This is a genomic window from Amycolatopsis magusensis, from assembly GCF_017875555.1.
Classification (GTDB): Bacteria; Actinomycetota; Actinomycetes; order Mycobacteriales; family Pseudonocardiaceae; genus Amycolatopsis; species Amycolatopsis magusensis.
Genome location: NZ_JAGGMS010000001.1, coordinates 3,327,308 through 3,345,344, shown reverse-complemented (window position 1 = coordinate 3,345,344; position 18,037 = coordinate 3,327,308). Strand labels below are relative to the sequence as shown.

Sequence of the window (18,037 nt, the reverse complement as noted above, 5' to 3'; positions counted from 1 at the left end):
ATTGCGCCTTGTGCGCAGAGCTGCCGACAGCAAGGCGACCGACGCGGTCGACGCCCAGTGGTGGCGCGACAGCGTCTTCTACCAGGTCTACGTCCGCTCCTTCGCCGATTCCGACGGCGACGGGATCGGTGACCTCGAAGGGATCCGCAGCAGACTCGGGTACCTGGAACTGCTCGGTGTCGACGCGCTCTGGCTGACGCCGTTCTACCGCTCACCGATGGCCGACAACGGGTACGACATCTCGGACCCGCGTGACGTCGACCCGGTGTTCGGCGACCTGGCGGCCTTCGACCGCCTGGTCGCCGACGCCCACGCGCACGGCATGAAGGTCACCATCGACCTGGTGCCCAACCACACCAGCGCCGAGCACGAGTGGTTCCAGGCCGCGCTCGCCTCGCTGCCGGGCAGCCCCGAGCGGGAGCGCTACATCTTCCGCGAGGGCCTCGGCATCACCGGTGAGCACCCGCCGAACAACTGGGTCAGCGCGTTCGGCGGTCCGGCGTGGACCCGCGTGCCGGACGGGCAGTGGTACCTGCACCTGTTCGCCCCGGAGCAGCCCGACCTGAACTGGAACAACCACGAGGTGCACGCCGACCTCGAGCGCACGCTGCGCTTCTGGCTGGACCGCGGCGTCGACGGCTTCCGCATCGACGTGGCCCACGGCATGGCGAAACCGCCCGGTCTGCCGGACATGGACCTGCGGGCAGCCGGGGCCGACGCGCTGATCAGCGGCGAGTACCGCGACATCCCGGACCGCCGCTTCGACAACGACGGCGTGCACGAGATCCACCAGATGATCCGCAAGGTGCTCGACGAGTACCCCGGCACCATGGCGGTCGGCGAGATCTGGGTGTCCGACGAGGAGCGCTTCGCCCGCTACCTGCGCCCGGACGAACTGCACCTGGGTTTCAACTTCCGCCTGGTGCTGACCCACTTCGACGCCGACGCCCTGCGTGCGTCGATCGAGCGGTCGCTGGCGATCGCCGGCAGCGCCGGGGTGGCGGCCACCTGGACACTGTCCAATCACGACGTCTGGCGGCAGGTGAGCCGCTACGGCGGCGGCGAGCAGGGCGTGCGGCGCGCGCGGGCGATGGCGCTGGTGGAACTGGCCCTGCCCGGCGCGATCTACCTCTACAACGGCGAAGAACTCGGCCTGGCCAATGTGGACCTGCCGGTGGAGGCGATGGTGGACCCGCGGGCACGCACCGCGGGCCCGGACAAGGGCCGCGACGGCTGCCGCGTGCCGATCCCGTGGGAGGGCGACAAAGCCCCGTTCGGCTTCACCACCGCGGACACCGCGTGGCTGCCGATGCCCGATGACTGGGCGGACCTGACCGTGGAAGCACAGCTGGAGAACACCGACTCCACGCTGTCGCTCTACCGGCACGCACTCGAACTGCGGCACCAGCACCCGGCCTTCGACGGTGACGAAGTCGAGTGGTACGGCGCCCCGGCGGGCTGTTTCGCCCTACGCCGCAAGCCAGGCGGCCTGGTCTGCGCCCTGAACACCTCGGCAGCGCCGGTCGACCTGCCGCCCGGCGAAGTCCTGCTCTCCAGCGCCCCACTGATCGAGGGCAAACTACCGCCGGACGCCGCCGCCTGGCTCGTCTGAGCGTTCGCCTGTCGTTCTAGGTGGCGAACGCAAGGAGTGGGGCATTACTTGCGTTGATTGCAAGTAATGCCCCACTCATAGCATTGGGCTGAACCGTCAGCGGCCGTAGCGCGGCTGCGTCTGGGCGTTGAACACGTCGTACTTCACGGACTTCGCGGGCGCGGTGGCGCGGTCACGCACATCGAGCACGTCGAGGCCCTTCTGGATGTCCGACGAGTAGATGTAGCCGTTGTAGTAGTACGCCGACCACGAGCCGCCGGTGATGTTCTCGGTGGCCGACACCGGGCCCCGCTCCCACCAGGCGATCTCCTTCGGGTTCGCCGAGTCGGTGAAGTCCCACACCGAGATGCCGCCCTGGTACCAGGCCTGCACCATGATGTCGCGGCCCTTGACCGGGATCAGCGAACCGTTGTGCGCCACGCAGTTCTCCGTGTCCGCCTGGTAGCGCGAGATCTTGTAGTAGCTGCGGAACTCGAGCTTGCGGTCGTCGCCGGCACCGGTGATGTCGTAGATGCCGTCGGCGCCGCGGTTCGGGCCGATCTTCGCGTTGCAGGTGGCCACGCCGCCGCCACCGAGCTCGTCGGTGAAGATGACCTTGGTGCCCTCGTTGTTGAAGGTGGCCGAGTGCCAGAACGCGAAGTTCACGTTGTCCTGCACGCGCTCGATCACCCGCGGGTTGAACCGGTCCTTGATGTCGATCAGCACCCCGTCACCCATGCAGGCACCCGCCATCAGGTCCTTCTCCGGGTACGCGGTGAGGTCGTGGCAGCCCGTGGTGGCCGAGCGGCGCGTGCCGTCCGGGTTGTCGCCGCCGACGTTGCCGCCGTCCGGGAACAGCACCGGCTCGGCGATCAGCTTCGCGTCCTGCGGGGCCTTGTTCGGCACCTGGACGATGGACACCTTGTCGTGCGGGGGCTGGCAGTCCGGCAGGTTCGCGGCCGGGGCGTAGGACGAGATGTAGAGCAGCGTGGAGTCGGTCTTCTCGTCCGGCAGCAGCGTGTGGGTGTGCGAGCCGCAGTCGGTCTCGACCGCGGAGACGTAGCGCGGGTTCGCCAGGTCCGAGATGTCGAAGATCTTGATGCCCTCCCACGCCTGCGCGTTCGAGGCGGGCAGCGCGGTGCTCGTGCAGGAGTCGTCGCTGCGCGAGGAGTCGGTCGACAGGAAGAGCAGGTCGCCGACCACCGAGACGTCGTTCTGCGCGCCGGGGCAGAGCACCTGGCTGACGATCTTCGGCTTCGACGGCTGCTTGACGTCGTAGATGACGAAACCGTCGTAGTTGCCGACGATCGCGTGGTCCTGGGTGAAGGCAATGTCGGTGCCGAGGGCGGCCGTGGTGTTGAACGGCGCCTGCTTCGGGATGTTGGCGATCTGGCGGATGTTCGGGCTGTGCACGATCTGGTCCACCGGCGGGATGCCGGTCTGGGCCACCGCGGGAACTCCGGCCACGCCGGTGAGCACGAGCCCGGCCGCGCCGGCGGCCGCCACGAACACACGGGACAGGCGCCGGGTCCGGAAAATCCTCGTCACGATACGGGCCCCCAATCTTTGCTGGTCAACGGAGATTATTACCCCTTCGCGCAAGTGGTCGATAGCTACTTAAGACGGGGCCCACCCGACGGGACGTTGACGAAGGGCCCGGCCAGCCTGTTCGCTGGCGCCATGACACGAACAGTGACCGCCGCGGTCCTCGCGGGGCTCGCCTGCGCGGTGCTGGCGGGGTGCTCGAACGAGCCGGTCCCGGAGCCGCAACCCTCGGCGGGCGTGCTGATTCCCGGCAAACCGGGTGAGAGCGCCACCGCGGTACCCCCAGGTGAGGCCGCTCGGCATCAGCAGAACGTGACCCTCTCCGAAGCTGACGTGACCTATGTCACCAACATGATCCCCCATCACCGTCAGGCACTGGTGATGACCGCGCTGGTCGCCGAACGGGCGAGTGACGAACGGGTGCGCGGGGTGGCCGGCCGGATCGACGCGGCGCAGGGCGGCGAGATCGCGATGATGTCCGGGTGGCTGACCGAACACGGCAAGCCGGTCCCGCCGGAGGACACCGGCGGTCACGCGGGGCACGGTTCGCACGGCGGGCACGACCACGCCACGATGCCCGGCATGGCCACGCCCGAGCAGCTGGAGGCGTTGCGCGCGGCGAAGGGCACCGACTTCGACCGGCTGTTCCTGGAACTGATGATCCGTCACCACGAGGGCGCCCTGACCATGGCCGAGCAGCAGCTCGCGAGCGGCGTCAACGACCGCGCGCAGGAGATGGCGCAGGAGGTCATCACCGGGCAGACCGCCGAGATCGAGCGGATGCGCGCGATTCAGCTGCCGTAGCTCTCGCCTCCTGCGCCCGCGTCGAACCCGGCTTCGTAACCGTCCTCGTAGTCGTCGTCGTTGTCGGACAACGCCGCGCTGGCCACCCACCCGGCCACCGCGCCCGCCTGCAGGTACGGCGCGGCCCGGCGCCACCGCGACGGCTTCTCGTACGCCGGTTCGGGCCGCTCCTGGTCCGCGGGGCGCTCGGTCCGCCACGGGGTCTCCTCGGCGCGCACGCCGTCGAGGAACTCCCTGGTGGGATCCGGTTCAGCGGGCTTGTCGCGCTCGGTCATGCCCCTACGATGACACCAGGGCCGTCCCGGATCCACCGGAACGGCCCTGGTAACACCTCGGTAAGAACTCTCAGTGCGCGCCGAACAGCAGCGGCAGCAGGGCGTGCCGCCGCCGCACGATCGCGCCGTACCGCGCGTCCATCCGCAGCCACGAGTCGGTCGCGGTCACCCGCACCACGTCGTCGCTGATCGACGAGTCCAGGAACCCCATGCCGGACAGCGCGAACAGGCAGCGCATCTGGACCTTGACCTCCAGCTCGCCCCCGCTGACGGTGAGCACCGCCTGGTCCATCAGCGACGCGGGCGGGTTCCCGTGCGGCCCGGCGTTCTCCCTGGCCAGCGACACCCCGCGGTCGGCGAGGTCGGCGACCACGGTGACCGGCAGGTCGTCCACCGGCTGCCACCGCCCGGCGGCGGGCAGTTCGGAGTGCCACATCAGGTCCCGCGACGGTCCCGGGTCCATCCGCTCACCACCGGCCACGGTCAGCGCGGCGAGCAGTTCGGCCCCGGACACGGTGATGTCCGACGGGCTGATCTGCCCGGCCACCGCCCTGGTCGCCAGCACGTCGAACGGCGTGGCGACCCAGGCCTCGACCACGCCTTCGGTCCGGTTGCGCAACCGGACCGACACCTGGCCGTCGAGCCGGACGGCCCTGGCGACGAACGCGCCGAGGGTTTCGCGGTCCGCCGGATCAGCGATCCGCAGTTCAGGCATCGGGCTCCCCTAATCCACGCCGCAGGAAATCGCGCTCGTCCTCGGTGAGCCGGCGCGGGCGCTCGGTCTGCACATCGTAGGGCGCGAGCCTGGTCTCCGCGGTCACGGCCACCTTGTCCGCCTCGCCGGGCCCGGTGTGCACCCGGTAGGCGATGGTGAACGAGGAGTACCGCAGGTCGGTCAGCGTCATCTCGACCAGCACGTCCTGGTCGCCGACCACCACCGGTGCCCGATAGTCCACCTGCAGCCGGACCACCACGATGCCCTTGGCCAGTTCGGTCAGCCCGGCCGCGGCCGACTCGCCGAACAGCAGCGGCACCCTGGCCTCTTCGAGCAGCGTGACCATGTTCGCGTGGTTGACGTGGCCGTAGACGTCCATGTCCGACCAGCGCGGCCGGACCAGTGCGCGATGTGGCATCAGCGGACCGTGCTCCGCATCTGCCGGGCGGCCACCGAAAGCGTCGCCAGGTCGAGCCGGCCGGAACGCTGGATCTCATCCAGCGACACCCGCGCCCGCGCCAGGCGCGAGGCGTTGGTCTGTTCCCACTGCTCGATCTTCTGGTCGGCGGTGTCGTCGGAGTCGCTGTGCCGCAGCGCGTCCAGGGTGATCGCCCGCAGCGACGCGTACAGGTCGTCCCGCAGCGCCAGCCGCGCCAGCGCGTGCCAGCGGTTGCCCCGCTCCAGCGCGCTGATCGAGGTGAGCATCTTGTCCACGTTCAGGTGCTCGGACAGCGCGTAGTACAGCTCGGCGGTCTCGTCCGGGCTGCGCTCCACGTCGATGCCGACCTCCTGCTCGGCCAGCTCGGCGACCTCGGTGACGTCCAGCAGGCCGAAGGTGTGCAGCAGCACGCCCACCCGCCGGGCCAGCTGCTCCGGCACGCCGTGCGAGGTCAGCCGCTGGACGTCCTCGCGGACCGACTCCAGCTCACGGCCGCGCAGCAGCCCGCCGACCCGGCCGGCCAGCTGGGCCACGGTCTCGCCGAAGCGGTTGATCTCCGCGCCGACGGCCAGCGGCTGCGGCCGGTTGGTGAGGAACCAGCGCGCGGCCCGGTCGAGCAGGCGCCGCGTCTCCAGCATCATCTCGTCGGCGAGTTCCGACGGCACGACGTTGTCGAGCGCGTCGATCTCCCGCCACAGCGAGGGCAGGTCGTACACCGAGGTGACCACCGCGTAGGCGCGCACGGCGTCGGTCGCGGTCGCGTTCATCTCCTCGGCGAGGCGGAACGCGTACGACAGGCCCGCCCCGTCGACCACCTCGTTGACCAGCAGCGTGGTGATGATCTGGCGGTGCAGCGGGTGCTCGGCGATCGCGTCGCCGAAGCGCTCCCGCAGCGGCTTCGGGAAGTACTCGGGCAGCCGCCGCGCGAACACCTCGTTGTCCGGCAGTTCGCTGGCCAGCAGCTGGTCCTTGAGGTCCAGCTTCACGTGCGCGAGCACGGTGGCCAGCTCGGGCGAGGTGAGCCCCTTGCCCGCCTTCTCCAGCGCCTTGAACTCGGCCGGGCTCGGCAGCGCCTCCAGCTTGCGGTCGAGCTTGCCCTCGGCCTCGAGGTGGGCGATCAACCTGGCGTGCACCGACACCATCGGCGCCCGGTGCGCCCGGCTCACGCCGAGGACCGCGTTCTGCCGGTAGTTGTCCGCGAGCACCAGCTCGCCGACCTCGTCGGTCATCTCCAGCAGCAGCTGGTTGCGCTGGCCGGTCTCCAGCGTGCCCGAGGCGACCAGGTGGTCGAGCAGGATCTTGATGTTGACCTCGTGGTCGGAGCAGTCCACCCCGGCCGAGTTGTCCAGCGCGTCGGTGTTGATCTTGCCACCGGCCCGGGCGAACTCGATGCGGCCGAGCTGGGTCAGGCCCAGGTTGCCGCCCTCGCCGACCACCTTGACCCGCAGGTCCTGGCCGTTGACGCGCAGCGCGTCGTTGGCCTTGTCGCCGGCGTCGGCGTGCGACTCGGTCTCCGCCTTGACGTAGGTGCCGATGCCGCCGTTCCACAGCAGGTCGACCGGGGCCAGCAGGATCGCGCGCATCAGGTCGGCCGGGGCCAGCTTCTGCACGTCGTCCGGCAGGCCGAGCACCTCACGCACCTGCGGGGTGATCGGGATGGTCTTCGCGGCCCGCGAGTAGATCCCGCCGCCCTCGCTGATCAGCGACCGGTCGTAGTCCTCCCACGAGGACCGCGGCAGGTCGAACAGGCGGCGCCGCTCGGCGTAGGAACCGGCGGCGGCGGGGTTCGGGTCCAGGAAGATGTGCAGGTGGTTGAACGCGGCCACCAGCCGGATGTGCTCCGAGAGCAGCATGCCGTTGCCGAACACGTCCCCGGCCATGTCGCCGATGCCGACGACGGTGAACTCCTCGGCCTGGGTGTTCACGCCCAGCTCGCGGAAGTGGCGCTTGACGCTCTCCCAGGCACCCTTCGCGGTGATGCCCATGGCCTTGTGGTCGTAGCCGACCGAGCCACCGGAGGCGAAGGCGTCGCCGAGCCAGAAGCCGTAGCTGATGGCCACCTCGTTGGCGATGTCGGAGAACTTCGCGGTGCCCTTGTCCGCGGCGACCACCAGGTAGCTGTCGTCACCGTCGTAGCGCACCACGTCCGGCGCGGGCACGGTCCGGCCCTCGTTGAGGTTGTCGGTCAGGTCCAGCAGGCCGGAGATGAACATGCGGTAGCAGGCGATGCCCTCGTTGAGCTGGGCGTCGCGGTCGATCCCGGCGTCACCGGTCGGCGCCGGCGGGCGCTTGACCACGAACCCGCCCTTCGCGCCCACGGGCACGATCACCGCGTTCTTCACCGCCTGCGCCTTGACCAGCCCCAGGATCTCGGTGCGGAAGTCCTCGCGGCGGTCCGACCAGCGCAACCCACCACGCGCGACCGAGCCGAAACGCAGGTGCACGCCCTCGACGCGCGGTGAGTAGACGAAGACCTCGAACTTCGGGCGCGGCTGGGGCAGGTCGGGCACGCCCTGCGGGTCCAGCTTGAGCGCCAGGTACGGCCGCGGCACGCCGTCGGCCGAGGTGACGTGGTAGTTCGTGCGCAGGGTCGCGCCGATGACCGCCATCAGGCGGCGCAGGATGCGGTCCTCGTCCAGGCTGGTCACGTCGTCGATCAGCTTGGCGATCTCGGCGGCCTTCGCGGCGGCCTCGTGCTCACGCTGCTCGGCCTCGATGCCCAGGTCGAACCGGGTTTCGAACAACCCGACCAGCGCGGTCGCAATGTCGGTGTGCGCGAGCACGGCGTTCTCGATGTACTCCTGGGAGTACGGGCTGCCCGCCTGGCGCAGGTAGCGCGAGTAGGCCCGCAGCACCGCGGCCTGGCGCCAGGTCAGCCCGGCGCGCAGCACCAGCGCGTTGAACCCGTCGACCTCGCATTCGCCCTTCCACGCGGCGGCGAAGGCGTCCTGGAAACGGACGCGCACGTCGTCGACCTGCTCCTCGGACACCACGTCGAGCGCGCGCTGGTCCATGCGCAGGCCGAAGTCGTAGATCCACGAGCGCGAGCCGTCCTCGCGGTGCAGCTCGTACGGCCGCTCGTCGACCACCTCGACGCCCATGCGCTGCAAAAGCGGCAACACGGTCGACAGGGTCACGCCCTCGCCCAGCAGGTACAGCTTGAACCGACGCTCCCCCGGCTCGGCGTCGGCCGGCAGGTAGAACGACATCGCCAGGTCGTCCGGGCTGGTCAGCGACTCCAGCCGGCGCAGGTCGGCGAGCGCCTCTTCGGCCGTGTAGTCCTCTTTGTACGCCTCGGGGAACACCGAGGCGTAGCGCTGGCCCTGCTCGGTCGCCGACTCCTCGGCGATCGGGCCGCTGTCCCCGTCACGGCCGCGGCGCTCGGCCAGGATCGCCTCGACCATCAGGTCGTCCCAGCTGCGCACGGCGTCGTTCAGCCGCTCCTGGATGCGCAGGGTGTCCGGCTCCGCCCGGTTGCCGGGCTCGGTGTGGACGGTGAAGTGCACCTGGGCCAGCAGGGTTTCCCCGACGCGCGTGCTGAACTCGAGGTGTGTGCCTTCGAGTTCGTCGAGCAGCACCTCCTGCATCGCGACACGGGACTTGGTGCTGTAGCGGTCGCGCGGGAGGAACACCAGGCACGAGAAGAAGCGGCCGTACGGGTCGCGGCGCACGAACACCCGCAGGCGACGGCGGTCGGCCAGGGTGATCGCGCCGGTCGCGGTCGCGTACAGCGAATCGACGTCGGCGGAGAACAGGTCCGCGCGCGGCCAGTTCTGCAGCACCTCCAGCATGCGCTGCCCGGAGTAGGACTCCATCGGGAACCCGGCGCGGTGGATCACCTCGCGCACGCGGGAGGCGACCACCGGGATGTCCAGCACGTTCTCGTGCAGCGCGGTGGTGGTGAACATGCCGAGGAACCGGTGCTCGCCGGTCACGCCGCCCTTGGCGTCGAAGGTCTTGACGCCGACGTAGTACGGGTAGATCGGGCGGTGCACGGTCGAGGGCGCGCTGGCCTGGGTGAGCACCAGCAGCGACGGGTCCAGCGCCACGGCGGCCGAATCCGGCCCGGCGGTCAGGCTCCGCGCGGCGAGGCTGTCCTGGCGCAGCACGCCGAGGCCGGAGGCGAGCACCGCGCGCAACGCGGGCTCCTCACCCTCCACTGTGGTCGCCTCGACCAGCTCGTACTGCCGGTAGCCGAGGAAGGTGAAGTGGCCGTCGGCCAGCCAGCGCAGCAACGCGGCACCTTCGCGGACCTCGGCGTCGGGCAGCGACGGCGGCTCGTTCTCCAGCCCGGCCGCCAGCGACAGCGCCGCCTCGGCCATCTTCTCGGCGTCCTCGACGACCTCACGCACGTCGCCGAGCACCGAGGTCAGCCGGTTGTCCAGCTCACGGGCCCGCTGCGGGTCGGTGATGCAGTCGATCTCCAGGTACATCCAGGATTCCGCGGCCGCGCCCTCGGGCGGCTGGGCCACGTCGGCGTTCGCGTGCACCTCCCGCAGCTCGCCGGTGATCTCCCGGTTGACCACGACGATGGGGTGCACGATGCGCTGGACCTGCACCCCGGTGCGCGCCAGCTCGGCGGCCACGGAGTCGACCAGGTAGGGCATGTCGTCGGTGACCAGCTGGACCACGGTCGCTTCCCGGGTCCAGCCGTCCTCGGCGGTGGTCGGGTTGAGCAGGCGGACCACCGGGCGCCCCGGGACCCGCTGCTGGGCGAGCTGCAGGTGCGTGCGCACCGCGCCGACCAGGTCCGCCGCCTCGTCGTCGACGATCTCCTCGGCCGGGGTGTGCCGGAAGTACAGCCGGAGCAGGTCCTCGATGTCCGGCGCCAGTGCGGCGGCCGCGTCGACGAGCTCATCCCGGATCTGCTCGGGGCTGGCCGAGCGCCGCTGGCTCGCGCGCTCGGAGCGGTCCAGCGTGGTGCTGGTGCCCGCTCCGGACGGGGAGGATGCCCCGCCCACGCTGATCGAAGACGCCGTCGAACTCATTGCAGGCAACTCTCCCGTTCCCGACACCACGCTGTGTCTTTCGCTCGCCCCAGTATGGGCCTTACGCAGCAAGAGAATATGGCCTTCGCCAGAACGCGGGACGGGCACGGTAGGCGGGGAAACGTGCGTTCCCCGGCGTAGGCTGGCGGCGTCGATTCAGCCTTCGATTCAGTTGGTGGCAAGAACGATCCCCGGTGCGCGAGGCCACACCGAGGTCTAGCGAGGCACCTAGGCTTCGCCACCGGCCTGGCGGCGCCCGTGGTCGTATTCGCCGCGGCGCGAACTCCCGTTCACCGGCTGCGCCTGCTCGCCGTCGGACTGCGACCCCAGCCGCTTCACGAGCGCCGCGGCGCTGGACGTCCCCGCCCGGTGCTCGGCGAGCGCGAGGGCCAGCAGCTCGGCCAGCCCGGCATCCGGCGGCGGATCCTCGGACGGGATCACGAAGTCCGCGGGCGGTGCGGGCGGGGTGTACTCGCCGTTCGTGAGGTCGTAGTTGGGCCTGCCGTACTCGGAGGTGTACTCGTCCACCGGCGCGAGTGACGGTGGCAGGCGCAGCTTGGGCAGCCAGCCCTCTTCCTGCGCGGGCTTCTCGGGCTCCGGCTCCGCCCGCGGAGCCTCCTCGGGCTGTTGTTGTTGCTGTTGTTCCGCAGGCTTGTCCCCAGCCCGGCGGCGTCCACCACCCCCGCCTCCGGACGAGGACACCCCGAGCCGATCGAGCACGGACCGCGCCGCCACCGACCCATGCTCCGAGTCGTGGCGAGTCGTGATGTGCGGCTCCTCCACCTTGCGCGGCTCGGGCTCGGGCTGGTTCACCGTCGCCGTCATCGCCGGCTGACGCTCCTCCGCAGGCGGCGGCGCCAACATCGCCTCCGGCGGCAGCACCCGCCCCTGCTCGTACCGAGCCGTCTCGGCGAACTTCGGCGCCTCACTCACCGGCTGCACCTGCTCAGCCCGCGGCGCCTCCGCGGGAGCCTGCTGATACCGCACCGGCTCACCGGCGGGCTGGCTGTACTGAGCAGCCTGCTGGTAGCGCCCGGCCTCGGCCGCAGGCTGCCCGTACTGCGCTTGTTGATACGACGCTTGTTGATACGACCCCGTGCCGGCCGGCTGTTCGTAGCGCGCCGCCTCAGCAGCGGGCTGCGCATACTGCGCCGCGCCAGGCTGCTCATACCGTCGCTCAGCGACAGGCTGCTGGTACCGGGCTGCCTCGGCGCCGGGCTGCCCACCCTGCGGCGCCTGTTCATACCGAGCCGCTTCAGGCTGGCCGTACTGCGCCTCGGCCTGCGCATATCGCCCTGCTTCGGCGGCAGGCTGCTGGTACCGCACTGCCTCAGCGGGCTGCTCATACCGCACCTGCTCACCCGGCGCCTGTTGGTACCGCGCCGCCTCAGCAGCCTGCTCATACCTCGCTGGCTCGCCCGGCGCCTGGTGGTACCGCGCCTGCTCAGCGGACTGCTCATGCCGCACGGCCTCACCCGCAGGCTGCTGATAACGCGCCACCTCAACAGGTTGCTCATACCGCATCTGCTCGCCCGCAGGCTGCTGATACCGCGCCGCCTCAGCGGGCTGCTCATGCCGCACAGGCTCGCCCGCGGGCTGCTGGTATCGCGCCTGCTCGGCGGGTTGCTCGTACCGCACCGCCTCGGCGGGCGGCTGCTGGTATCGCACCGCCTCGGCGGGTTGCTCATACCGCACTTGCTCGTTAGCAGGCTGATACCGCGGCTGCTCAGCGGACTGTTCGTAGCGCACCGGCTCACCCGCGGGCTGCTGGTACCGCGCTTCCGGGGCCGCCTGCTGCTCGTAGCGCGAAGCCTCCGCAGCAGCCGCAGCCGCCGCCTCGTACCGGACCGCGCCATACGCTTGCTGGTACTGCGTCGCCACCGGCTGTTCAGCCGCGGGCTGCTGGTGCCGAACCTGCTCGACCCGAGCCGCCTCCGCGGGCTGCGGCTCGTACCGCGGCAGGGTCTGCGTCATCTCCTCCGCCGCCAAGCGCGGAGCCTCGACGCGGATGGTCTGCGGCCGCGGCGTCTCCGCGCGCTGCTGTTGCGCAGGCGGACGCGCCACCTCCCGCCCCGGAGGCGGCGTCGAGTCGGTGATGCGCGGGATGACCGTCGTTTCCGGCCCGGAAGCCCCACGCGGCGAGCGAGCGAGCACGTCGGTCAGATCGACCGGTGCCTGCTCCCCGCCACCGAACTCCCCGCCGAGCACGGCACAGGCCTGCCGCCGCATCCGCAGGTGCACCTGCTCGGCCGCGCGCGACCGCCGCAGGCACTCCAGTGCGTCAGCCGGCCTGCCCAAACGTTCCTCGACGTGCGCCAGCTCCAGCAACAGCTTCGCGGTCAGCGAGTGCAGCCCGTGCCGGTCCGCGTCATAAACGGCTTCCCGCAACAACGCCCCGGCAGCCTCGGGCGCACCCGTGCTCAGGTGCACCCGCGTCGCCACGGCGAGCCGCAGCCAGCTCGCCGGGCCGATCCCCCCGGCGCGAGGCGGTGAGTCGAGCACCGGCTCGGCGAGTTCGAGCGCCATCTCGATGTTGCCGCGGTCCAGCAGTGTGCAGACCAGCTGCAACACCAGCCGCGACCTCGCCAGCCCGCCATCGGCCGACGGGTCACGCAGCTGCTCGATGAAGCCCAGCCCGGTGCGCGCCGCGTCGGCGGCCCCGGTCAGATCACCGTGCCTGCGCCGGTGCCCGGACATGCCCACCCGCACCAGCGAGCGCATCACCAACCGTGAGTCGCCGTCGGAACTCTCGTCGGACAGGCACAGCCGATCCGCTTCGAGCAACACCCGGTCCAGCTCCTGCTTGCGCCCCAGCTGGGCCATGCAGCCCACCAGGTGGCACAAAGCCGTGGCCCGCTCGCCCGGCGTCAGACCGGGCTCGGCCAGCACCGGGCGCAGCAACGCCAGCCCGGTCAACGGCATGCCGACGCTGCGCGCGCACACCGCGAGGTCGGTCCGCAACCGGGCCGCGAGCAGCGAGTACCCGAGGTGCTCCGCCGACCGCAGCGCCGCCACGGTCCGCGCGGTCACCGACGCACGATCACCCAGCCGCACCCGCGCGAAGACCACCAGCGACTCCGCGCGCAGCCACGCCTGGTCCGAACCGGCGGCCTCGGCGAGCGAGGCCGCCCGCTCGCCGAGCACCAAAGCGAGTTCGGGCGCGCGCAACCGCAGCTCCGAGGCCCGGTCGAGGAGTTGCTCGACCGGCCGGATCTGGTTGCTGGCTACCACGGCACTCTCCGGTCGGTTGATCGCGGCGGTCGGGCTCGCCTAGTGCGGACTTCAGGCCTATCACGAACCACTCAGTCGCGGGTCAGCTTCCGGTGGGTGACCCGGTGCGGACGAGCCGCTTCGGCGCCCAGCCGCTCGATCTTGTTCTTCTCGTAGCCCTCGAAGTTGCCCTCGAACCAGAACCACTGCGCCGGGTTCTCGTCGGTACCTTCCCAAGCCAGGATGTGCGTCGCGACGCGGTCGAGGAACCACCGGTCGTGCGAAATCACCACGGCGCAGCCGGGGAACTGCTCCAGCGCGTTCTCCAGCGACCCCAGCGTCTCCACGTCCAGGTCGTTCGTCGGCTCGTCCAGCAGGATCAGGTTCCCGCCCTGCTTCAGGGTCATCGCCAGGTTCAGCCGGTTGCGCTCGCCACCGGACAGCACGCCGGCCGGCTTCTGCTGGTCAGGCCCCTTGAAGCCGAACGCGCTGACGTAGGCCCGCGACGGCATTTCGGTCTGCCCGACGTGGATGTAGTCGAGCTTGTCGGACACCACCTCCCACACCGTCTTCTTCGGGTCGATCCCGGACCGGTTCTGGTCCACATAGGACAGCTTGACCGTTTCACCGATCTTGACGCTGCCCGCGTCCGCATCCTCGAGCCCGACGATCGTCTTGAACAGGGTCGTCTTGCCGACACCGTTCGGGCCGATCACGCCGACGATGCCGTTGCGCGGCAGGTCGAACGACAGGCCGTCGATCAGCACCCGGTCGTCGAAACCCTTGCGCAGGTCGTTGACCTCGACGACCACGTTGCCCAGCCGGGGCCCCGGCGGGATCTGGATCTCCTCGAAGTCGAGCTTCCGCGTCTTCTCCGCTTCGGCCGCCATCTCCTCGTAGCGGTCGAGACGGGACCTCGACTTGGTCTGGCGCGCCTTGGCGTTGGACCGGACCCAGTCGAGTTCGGTCTTCAGCCGCTTGGCCAGCTTCGCGTCCTTCTTGCCCTGCACCTCGAGCCGTTCGCGCTTCTTCTCGAGGTAGGTGGAGTAGTTGCCCTCGTAGCCGACGACGCGGCCCCGGTCGAGCTCCATGATCCACTCGGCGACGTTGTCCAGGAAATACCGGTCGTGGGTGACGGCCAGGACGGCACCGGGGTAGCTGGCCAGGAACTGCTCCAGCCACAGCACGCTCTCCGCGTCCAGGTGGTTCGTGGGCTCGTCGAGCAGCAGCAGGTCCGGCTTCGACAGCAGCAGCTTGCACAGCGCCACCCGGCGGCGCTCACCACCGGAGAGGTGGGTGACCGGCTCGTCCGGCGGCGGGCAGCGCAACGCGTCCATCGCCTGCTCGAGCTGGGAGTCCAGTTCCCACGCGTCGCCGTGGTCCAGGTCCTCCTGGAGTTTGCCCATCTCCTCCATCAGCGCGTCGCTGTAGTCGGTGGCCATCAGCTCGGCGATCTCGTTGAACCGGTCGAGCTTGACCTTGATGTCGCCGAGGCCCTCCTCGACGTTCCCCCGGACCGTCTTCTCCTCGTTCAGCTGCGGCTCCTGCTGGAGGATGCCCACCGAGGCGCCCGGCTGCAGGAAGGCCTCACCGTTGCTCGGCTGGTCGAGTCCGGCCATGATCTTGAGAACGGTGGACTTACCCGCACCGTTCGGGCCCACCACGCCGATCTTGGCTCCGGGGTAGAAGGCGGTGCTGACGTCGTCGAGAATGACCTTGTCCCCGACGGTCTTGCGCACCTTTTTCATGGTGTAGATGAACTCGGCCATGCAAGCGATCGTAGAGCCGTCGTGCTGGCGCCTCGACGCCGGTCACCTCGGGGCGTGCTCGGCTGACCACCCGGTCAAGCCGCACTCATCCCCTCTCCGGGGGAGAGTGCCCTGCTCACCTCGCCTTCTCCGTTGTCCTCCCACAACGGCTCCGGCTGCTCCGGCCTGCCCTTGCGGCGGACCAGCGCGGTACAGCGGGTCAGATTCGGCCCGATCGCGTGGGCCTCGAGTTCGGCGATCGACTTCGACTGCCCGTCAGCGACGAACTCCCGGGTGTACAGCCTGCCGGAGACGATCACCGGATCTCCCTTGACGAGACTGCCGCCCACGCTTTCGGCGAGCCGGCGCCAGCAGGTGACCCGCACCGTCAGCTGTCTGCCGTCGACCCACTCCATGGTCTCCTTGTCCCGTCTGCGCTCGTGGCTGCGCAACCAGAAACTCGCCACGTGGTGGCCGTTCTCGCCGACCGATCGCGTGCTCACCTCGCTCAGCACCGTGCCCACGATCGTCAGCGGGGTTTCCCCAAGAGCCATGTCCTTCGCCCTCCTCGTTCGTCCGTGCTTCCAGGATGCGGCGAACCGGGCGGGCGTGGGTGGGGCGAGTGCGGATCTGTGGACAACCGGGTCGGGTGTGGACAATCAATCCCGAGATGAGCGTTCTTCACCGCGTTCTGACAACTGCTTCAGCATCGCGTTGTACGCGACCAGGTCCGCCTCACCGGTGGCGTCGGACCGCCGGTCGGACCGCTTGGCCTCGCGCTCGTCCGCCCGCGCCCACTGGACCAGCAGCGCGACCAGCACCAGGAGCACCGGCACCTCGCCCGCGGCCCACGCGATCCCGCCGCCGAGCCGCTGGTCGGTGAGCAGATCACCGGCCCACGGCAGCTTGAGCGCCTGGTAGAAGGACTCCCCGAGCACCGTCTGCGTGTTCATCAGGATCACGCCGAAGAACGCGTGGAACGGCATCGAAGCGAACATCATGCCGAGCCTGCCCAGCGGCGGCATGCGGCGCGGCGCCGGGTCGACGCCGATCACCGGCCAGTAGAAGACGTAACCCGACAGGATGAAGTGCGCGTTCATCAGCAAGTGCGCCCAGTGGTAGTTGAGCGCGGAGCCGAACAACCCGGAGAAATACAGCACGTAGAACGAGCCCACGAACAGGACGAGCGCGACCACCGGATGGGTGAGCGTCCGCGAGACCGGCGAATGCACGAACGCCAGCAGCCATTCGCGCGGCCCGGGCGGGCCGTCCTTACCGGCCGGCGGCAGCGCCCGGAGCGCCAGCGTGACCGGTCCGCCGAGCACCAGGAGCACCGGCACCACCATGGACAGCAGCATGTGGCTGCCCATGTGCACGCTGAACATCGCCGGGGCGTACCGGCCGATGCCCGACGAGGTCGCCACCAGCAGCACCGCGCACCCGGCCACCCAGGCGACCGTCCGGCCGACCGGCCAGGCGTCCCCACGCTGCCGCAACCGGCGCACACCCAGCAGGTAGAGCACCGCCAGTGTGAGCGCGAGGGTGCCGAAGACCAGGTCGAACCGCCAGTCCAGCAGCAGTCGCAGTGCGCTCGGCGGGCCGCTGAGGTCGTACCCGATGAGCAGTTCGGTGTTGGACGGCTGGGTGGTCACCTCCTGCGGAGGCGGCGTCCTGGCCAGCGCGGTGGCCAGCCCGATGGTGACGAACATGATCAGGATCTCGACGGAAGCGAGCCGGACCAGCTGCCCGCCGCCCGCGCCGTCGACGAGCCCGCGGACCCCGCGCTGCCGCTGCTGGTGGCCGAACACGCCGAGCACCAGCAAGCCGACAACCTTGGCCAGCACCAGCAGGCCGTAGTCGGTGGCCAGCAGGTCCGCGGGAGCCACCCGGATCAGCGCGTTGACCACGCCGGACACCGCCATCACCAGCCAGCACACCAGCGCCAGCCGGGAGAAGCGCTGCGCGGCCAGCGACAGGTGCGCGCCCCGCCGCCACCCCAGAGCCAGTAGCGCGACCAGGCCGCCGACCCACAACGCGGCGGCGACCAGGTGGTACAGCAGGCTGTTCGTGGCCACGTCGTGCGCGCCACCGCTGGCCGAGTGCCCGGTGACCGCCACCGGCACCAGGCCGCCGACAGCCAGGAAGAACAGCGTCGCGGTCCAGCCCCAGGACAGTACGAGACGGCAGCCGAGCGCGAGCAGCAACGCGATCAGCGCGGTGAACACCCAGGCCTTGGGCTGCTCGATCGCGTCGACCATCTGGAGCAGCGCCTGCGGGTCGAGCAGCTCGGTGACCGGTTGGCCCGCCGCGTCGGCCGCGGAGAAGTAGATGGACGCGACCGACGCGAAGAACCAGCACCAGGCGGCAATACCGGCGGTCCGCAACGCGGCGTAACCCTCCGGGCCGAGCACGCCCGACTTCTGCGGCGGCACCAGGAAGGCGGCCAGCAGCAGCGAGCCGACGCAGAGCACGGAGGCGGCCTCGGCGAGCACGCGGACGACGGTGATCCCATAGCGCGTGACCACGCCGGGATCGGCCAGCCCGGTGATCACCGATCCGGCCCCGCCGGTCAGCGCGACGAGCCCGGTGCCGACCACGACGGCGAGCAGGACCCCCACCGTGACCAGCGGGCCGACGTTACCTCGGGGAGCCGGAACCTTGCCGGTCGTCTTGGTCGCGGTGGATTCTTCGGGCACGACACGAGCGTAAGTGCAACGCTTCG

General features: G+C 70.3%; 11 protein-coding genes. 2 read left to right on the top strand and 9 right to left on the bottom strand.

Annotation, left to right across the window (positions count from 1 at the left end):
* Window positions 1–10 precede the first annotated feature (10 nt).
* Window positions 11–1,612, top strand: coding sequence for a glycoside hydrolase family 13 protein (locus JOM49_RS14635; protein WP_282768041.1), 1,602 nt, complete (start codon window positions 11–13; stop codon window positions 1,610–1,612).
* A 96-nt stretch (window positions 1,613–1,708) separates the two neighbouring features.
* Here JOM49_RS14635 and JOM49_RS14630 read toward each other — a convergent pair whose 3' ends face one another.
* A complete protein-coding gene (locus tag JOM49_RS14630; RefSeq protein ID WP_372444009.1) occupies window positions 1,709–3,139 on the bottom strand; it encodes an LVIVD repeat-containing protein in 1,431 nt (476 codons plus the stop codon).
* Between the two features lie 132 nt (window positions 3,140–3,271).
* On the opposite strand from JOM49_RS14630, the gene JOM49_RS14625 reads away from it, so the two are divergent.
* Window positions 3,272–3,940 carry a DUF305 domain-containing protein gene (locus tag JOM49_RS14625; protein WP_209664828.1) on the top strand — a complete coding sequence of 223 codons (669 nt, stop codon included), beginning with the start codon at window positions 3,272–3,274 and terminating at the stop codon, window positions 3,938–3,940.
* Here JOM49_RS14625 and JOM49_RS14620 read toward each other — a convergent pair.
* The 8 genes from JOM49_RS14620 to JOM49_RS14585 all read right to left on the bottom strand — a co-directional run bounded on the left by JOM49_RS14620 (window position 3,928) and on the right by JOM49_RS14585 (window position 18,011).
* Entirely contained in the window at window positions 3,928–4,215 is a 288-nt protein-coding gene (locus tag JOM49_RS14620) for a hypothetical protein (protein WP_209664827.1), read from the bottom strand. The two genes, JOM49_RS14625 and JOM49_RS14620, sit on opposite strands and share 13 nt — an antisense overlap.
* Before the next feature lie 70 nt (window positions 4,216–4,285).
* The gene (locus JOM49_RS14615) at window positions 4,286–4,930 is read right to left on the bottom strand and encodes a DUF8010 domain-containing protein (protein ID WP_209664826.1); all 645 of its coding nucleotides are present in this window, start codon (window positions 4,928–4,930) and stop codon (window positions 4,286–4,288) included.
* A complete protein-coding gene (locus JOM49_RS14610; RefSeq protein WP_209664825.1) occupies window positions 4,923–5,348 on the bottom strand; it encodes an acyl-CoA thioesterase in 426 nt (141 codons plus the stop codon). Before JOM49_RS14610 ends, JOM49_RS14615 begins: the two co-directional genes overlap by 8 nt.
* Window positions 5,348–10,336 (bottom strand): NAD-glutamate dehydrogenase, encoded by a 4,989-nt coding sequence (locus JOM49_RS14605; RefSeq protein WP_372444217.1) that lies wholly within the window; start codon window positions 10,334–10,336, stop codon window positions 5,348–5,350. Before JOM49_RS14605 ends, JOM49_RS14610 begins: the two co-directional genes overlap by 1 nt.
* Before the next feature lie 249 nt (window positions 10,337–10,585).
* Window positions 10,586–13,588, bottom strand: a complete 3,003-nt coding sequence (locus JOM49_RS14600) for a hypothetical protein (RefSeq protein ID WP_209664823.1) — start codon at window positions 13,586–13,588, stop codon at window positions 10,586–10,588.
* 71 nt (window positions 13,589–13,659) lie between these two features.
* Window positions 13,660–15,336, bottom strand: coding sequence for an energy-dependent translational throttle protein EttA (gene ettA / locus JOM49_RS14595; protein ID WP_209664822.1), 1,677 nt, complete (start codon window positions 15,334–15,336; stop codon window positions 13,660–13,662).
* Between the two features lie 74 nt (window positions 15,337–15,410).
* Window positions 15,411–15,869: a single-stranded DNA-binding protein gene (locus tag JOM49_RS14590; protein WP_209664821.1), complete on the bottom strand. Its 459-nt coding sequence runs from the start codon at window positions 15,867–15,869 to the stop codon at window positions 15,411–15,413.
* A gap of 105 nt (window positions 15,870–15,974) precedes the next feature.
* The gene (locus JOM49_RS14585) at window positions 15,975–18,011 is read right to left on the bottom strand and encodes a bifunctional copper resistance protein CopD/cytochrome c oxidase assembly protein (RefSeq protein ID WP_209664820.1); all 2,037 of its coding nucleotides are present in this window, start codon (window positions 18,009–18,011) and stop codon (window positions 15,975–15,977) included.
* Window positions 18,012–18,037 lie beyond the last annotated feature (26 nt).

Excerpts from the sequence above, each read along its gene's own strand:
- JOM49_RS14620 (WP_209664827.1), bottom strand. The coding sequence starts at position 4,215 with ATGACCGAGCGCGACAAGCCCGCTGAACCGGATCCCACCAGGGAGTTC.
- JOM49_RS14615 (WP_209664826.1), bottom strand. The coding sequence starts at position 4,930 with ATGCCTGAACTGCGGATCGCTGATCCGGCGGACCGCGAAACCCTCGGC.
- ettA (WP_209664822.1), bottom strand. The coding sequence starts at position 15,336 with ATGGCCGAGTTCATCTACACCATGAAAAAGGTGCGCAAGACCGTCGGG.
- JOM49_RS14610 (WP_209664825.1), bottom strand. The coding sequence starts at position 5,348 with ATGCCACATCGCGCACTGGTCCGGCCGCGCTGGTCGGACATGGACGTC.
- JOM49_RS14625 (WP_209664828.1), top strand. The coding sequence starts at position 3,272 with ATGACACGAACAGTGACCGCCGCGGTCCTCGCGGGGCTCGCCTGCGCG.
- JOM49_RS14590 (WP_209664821.1), bottom strand. The coding sequence starts at position 15,869 with ATGGCTCTTGGGGAAACCCCGCTGACGATCGTGGGCACGGTGCTGAGC.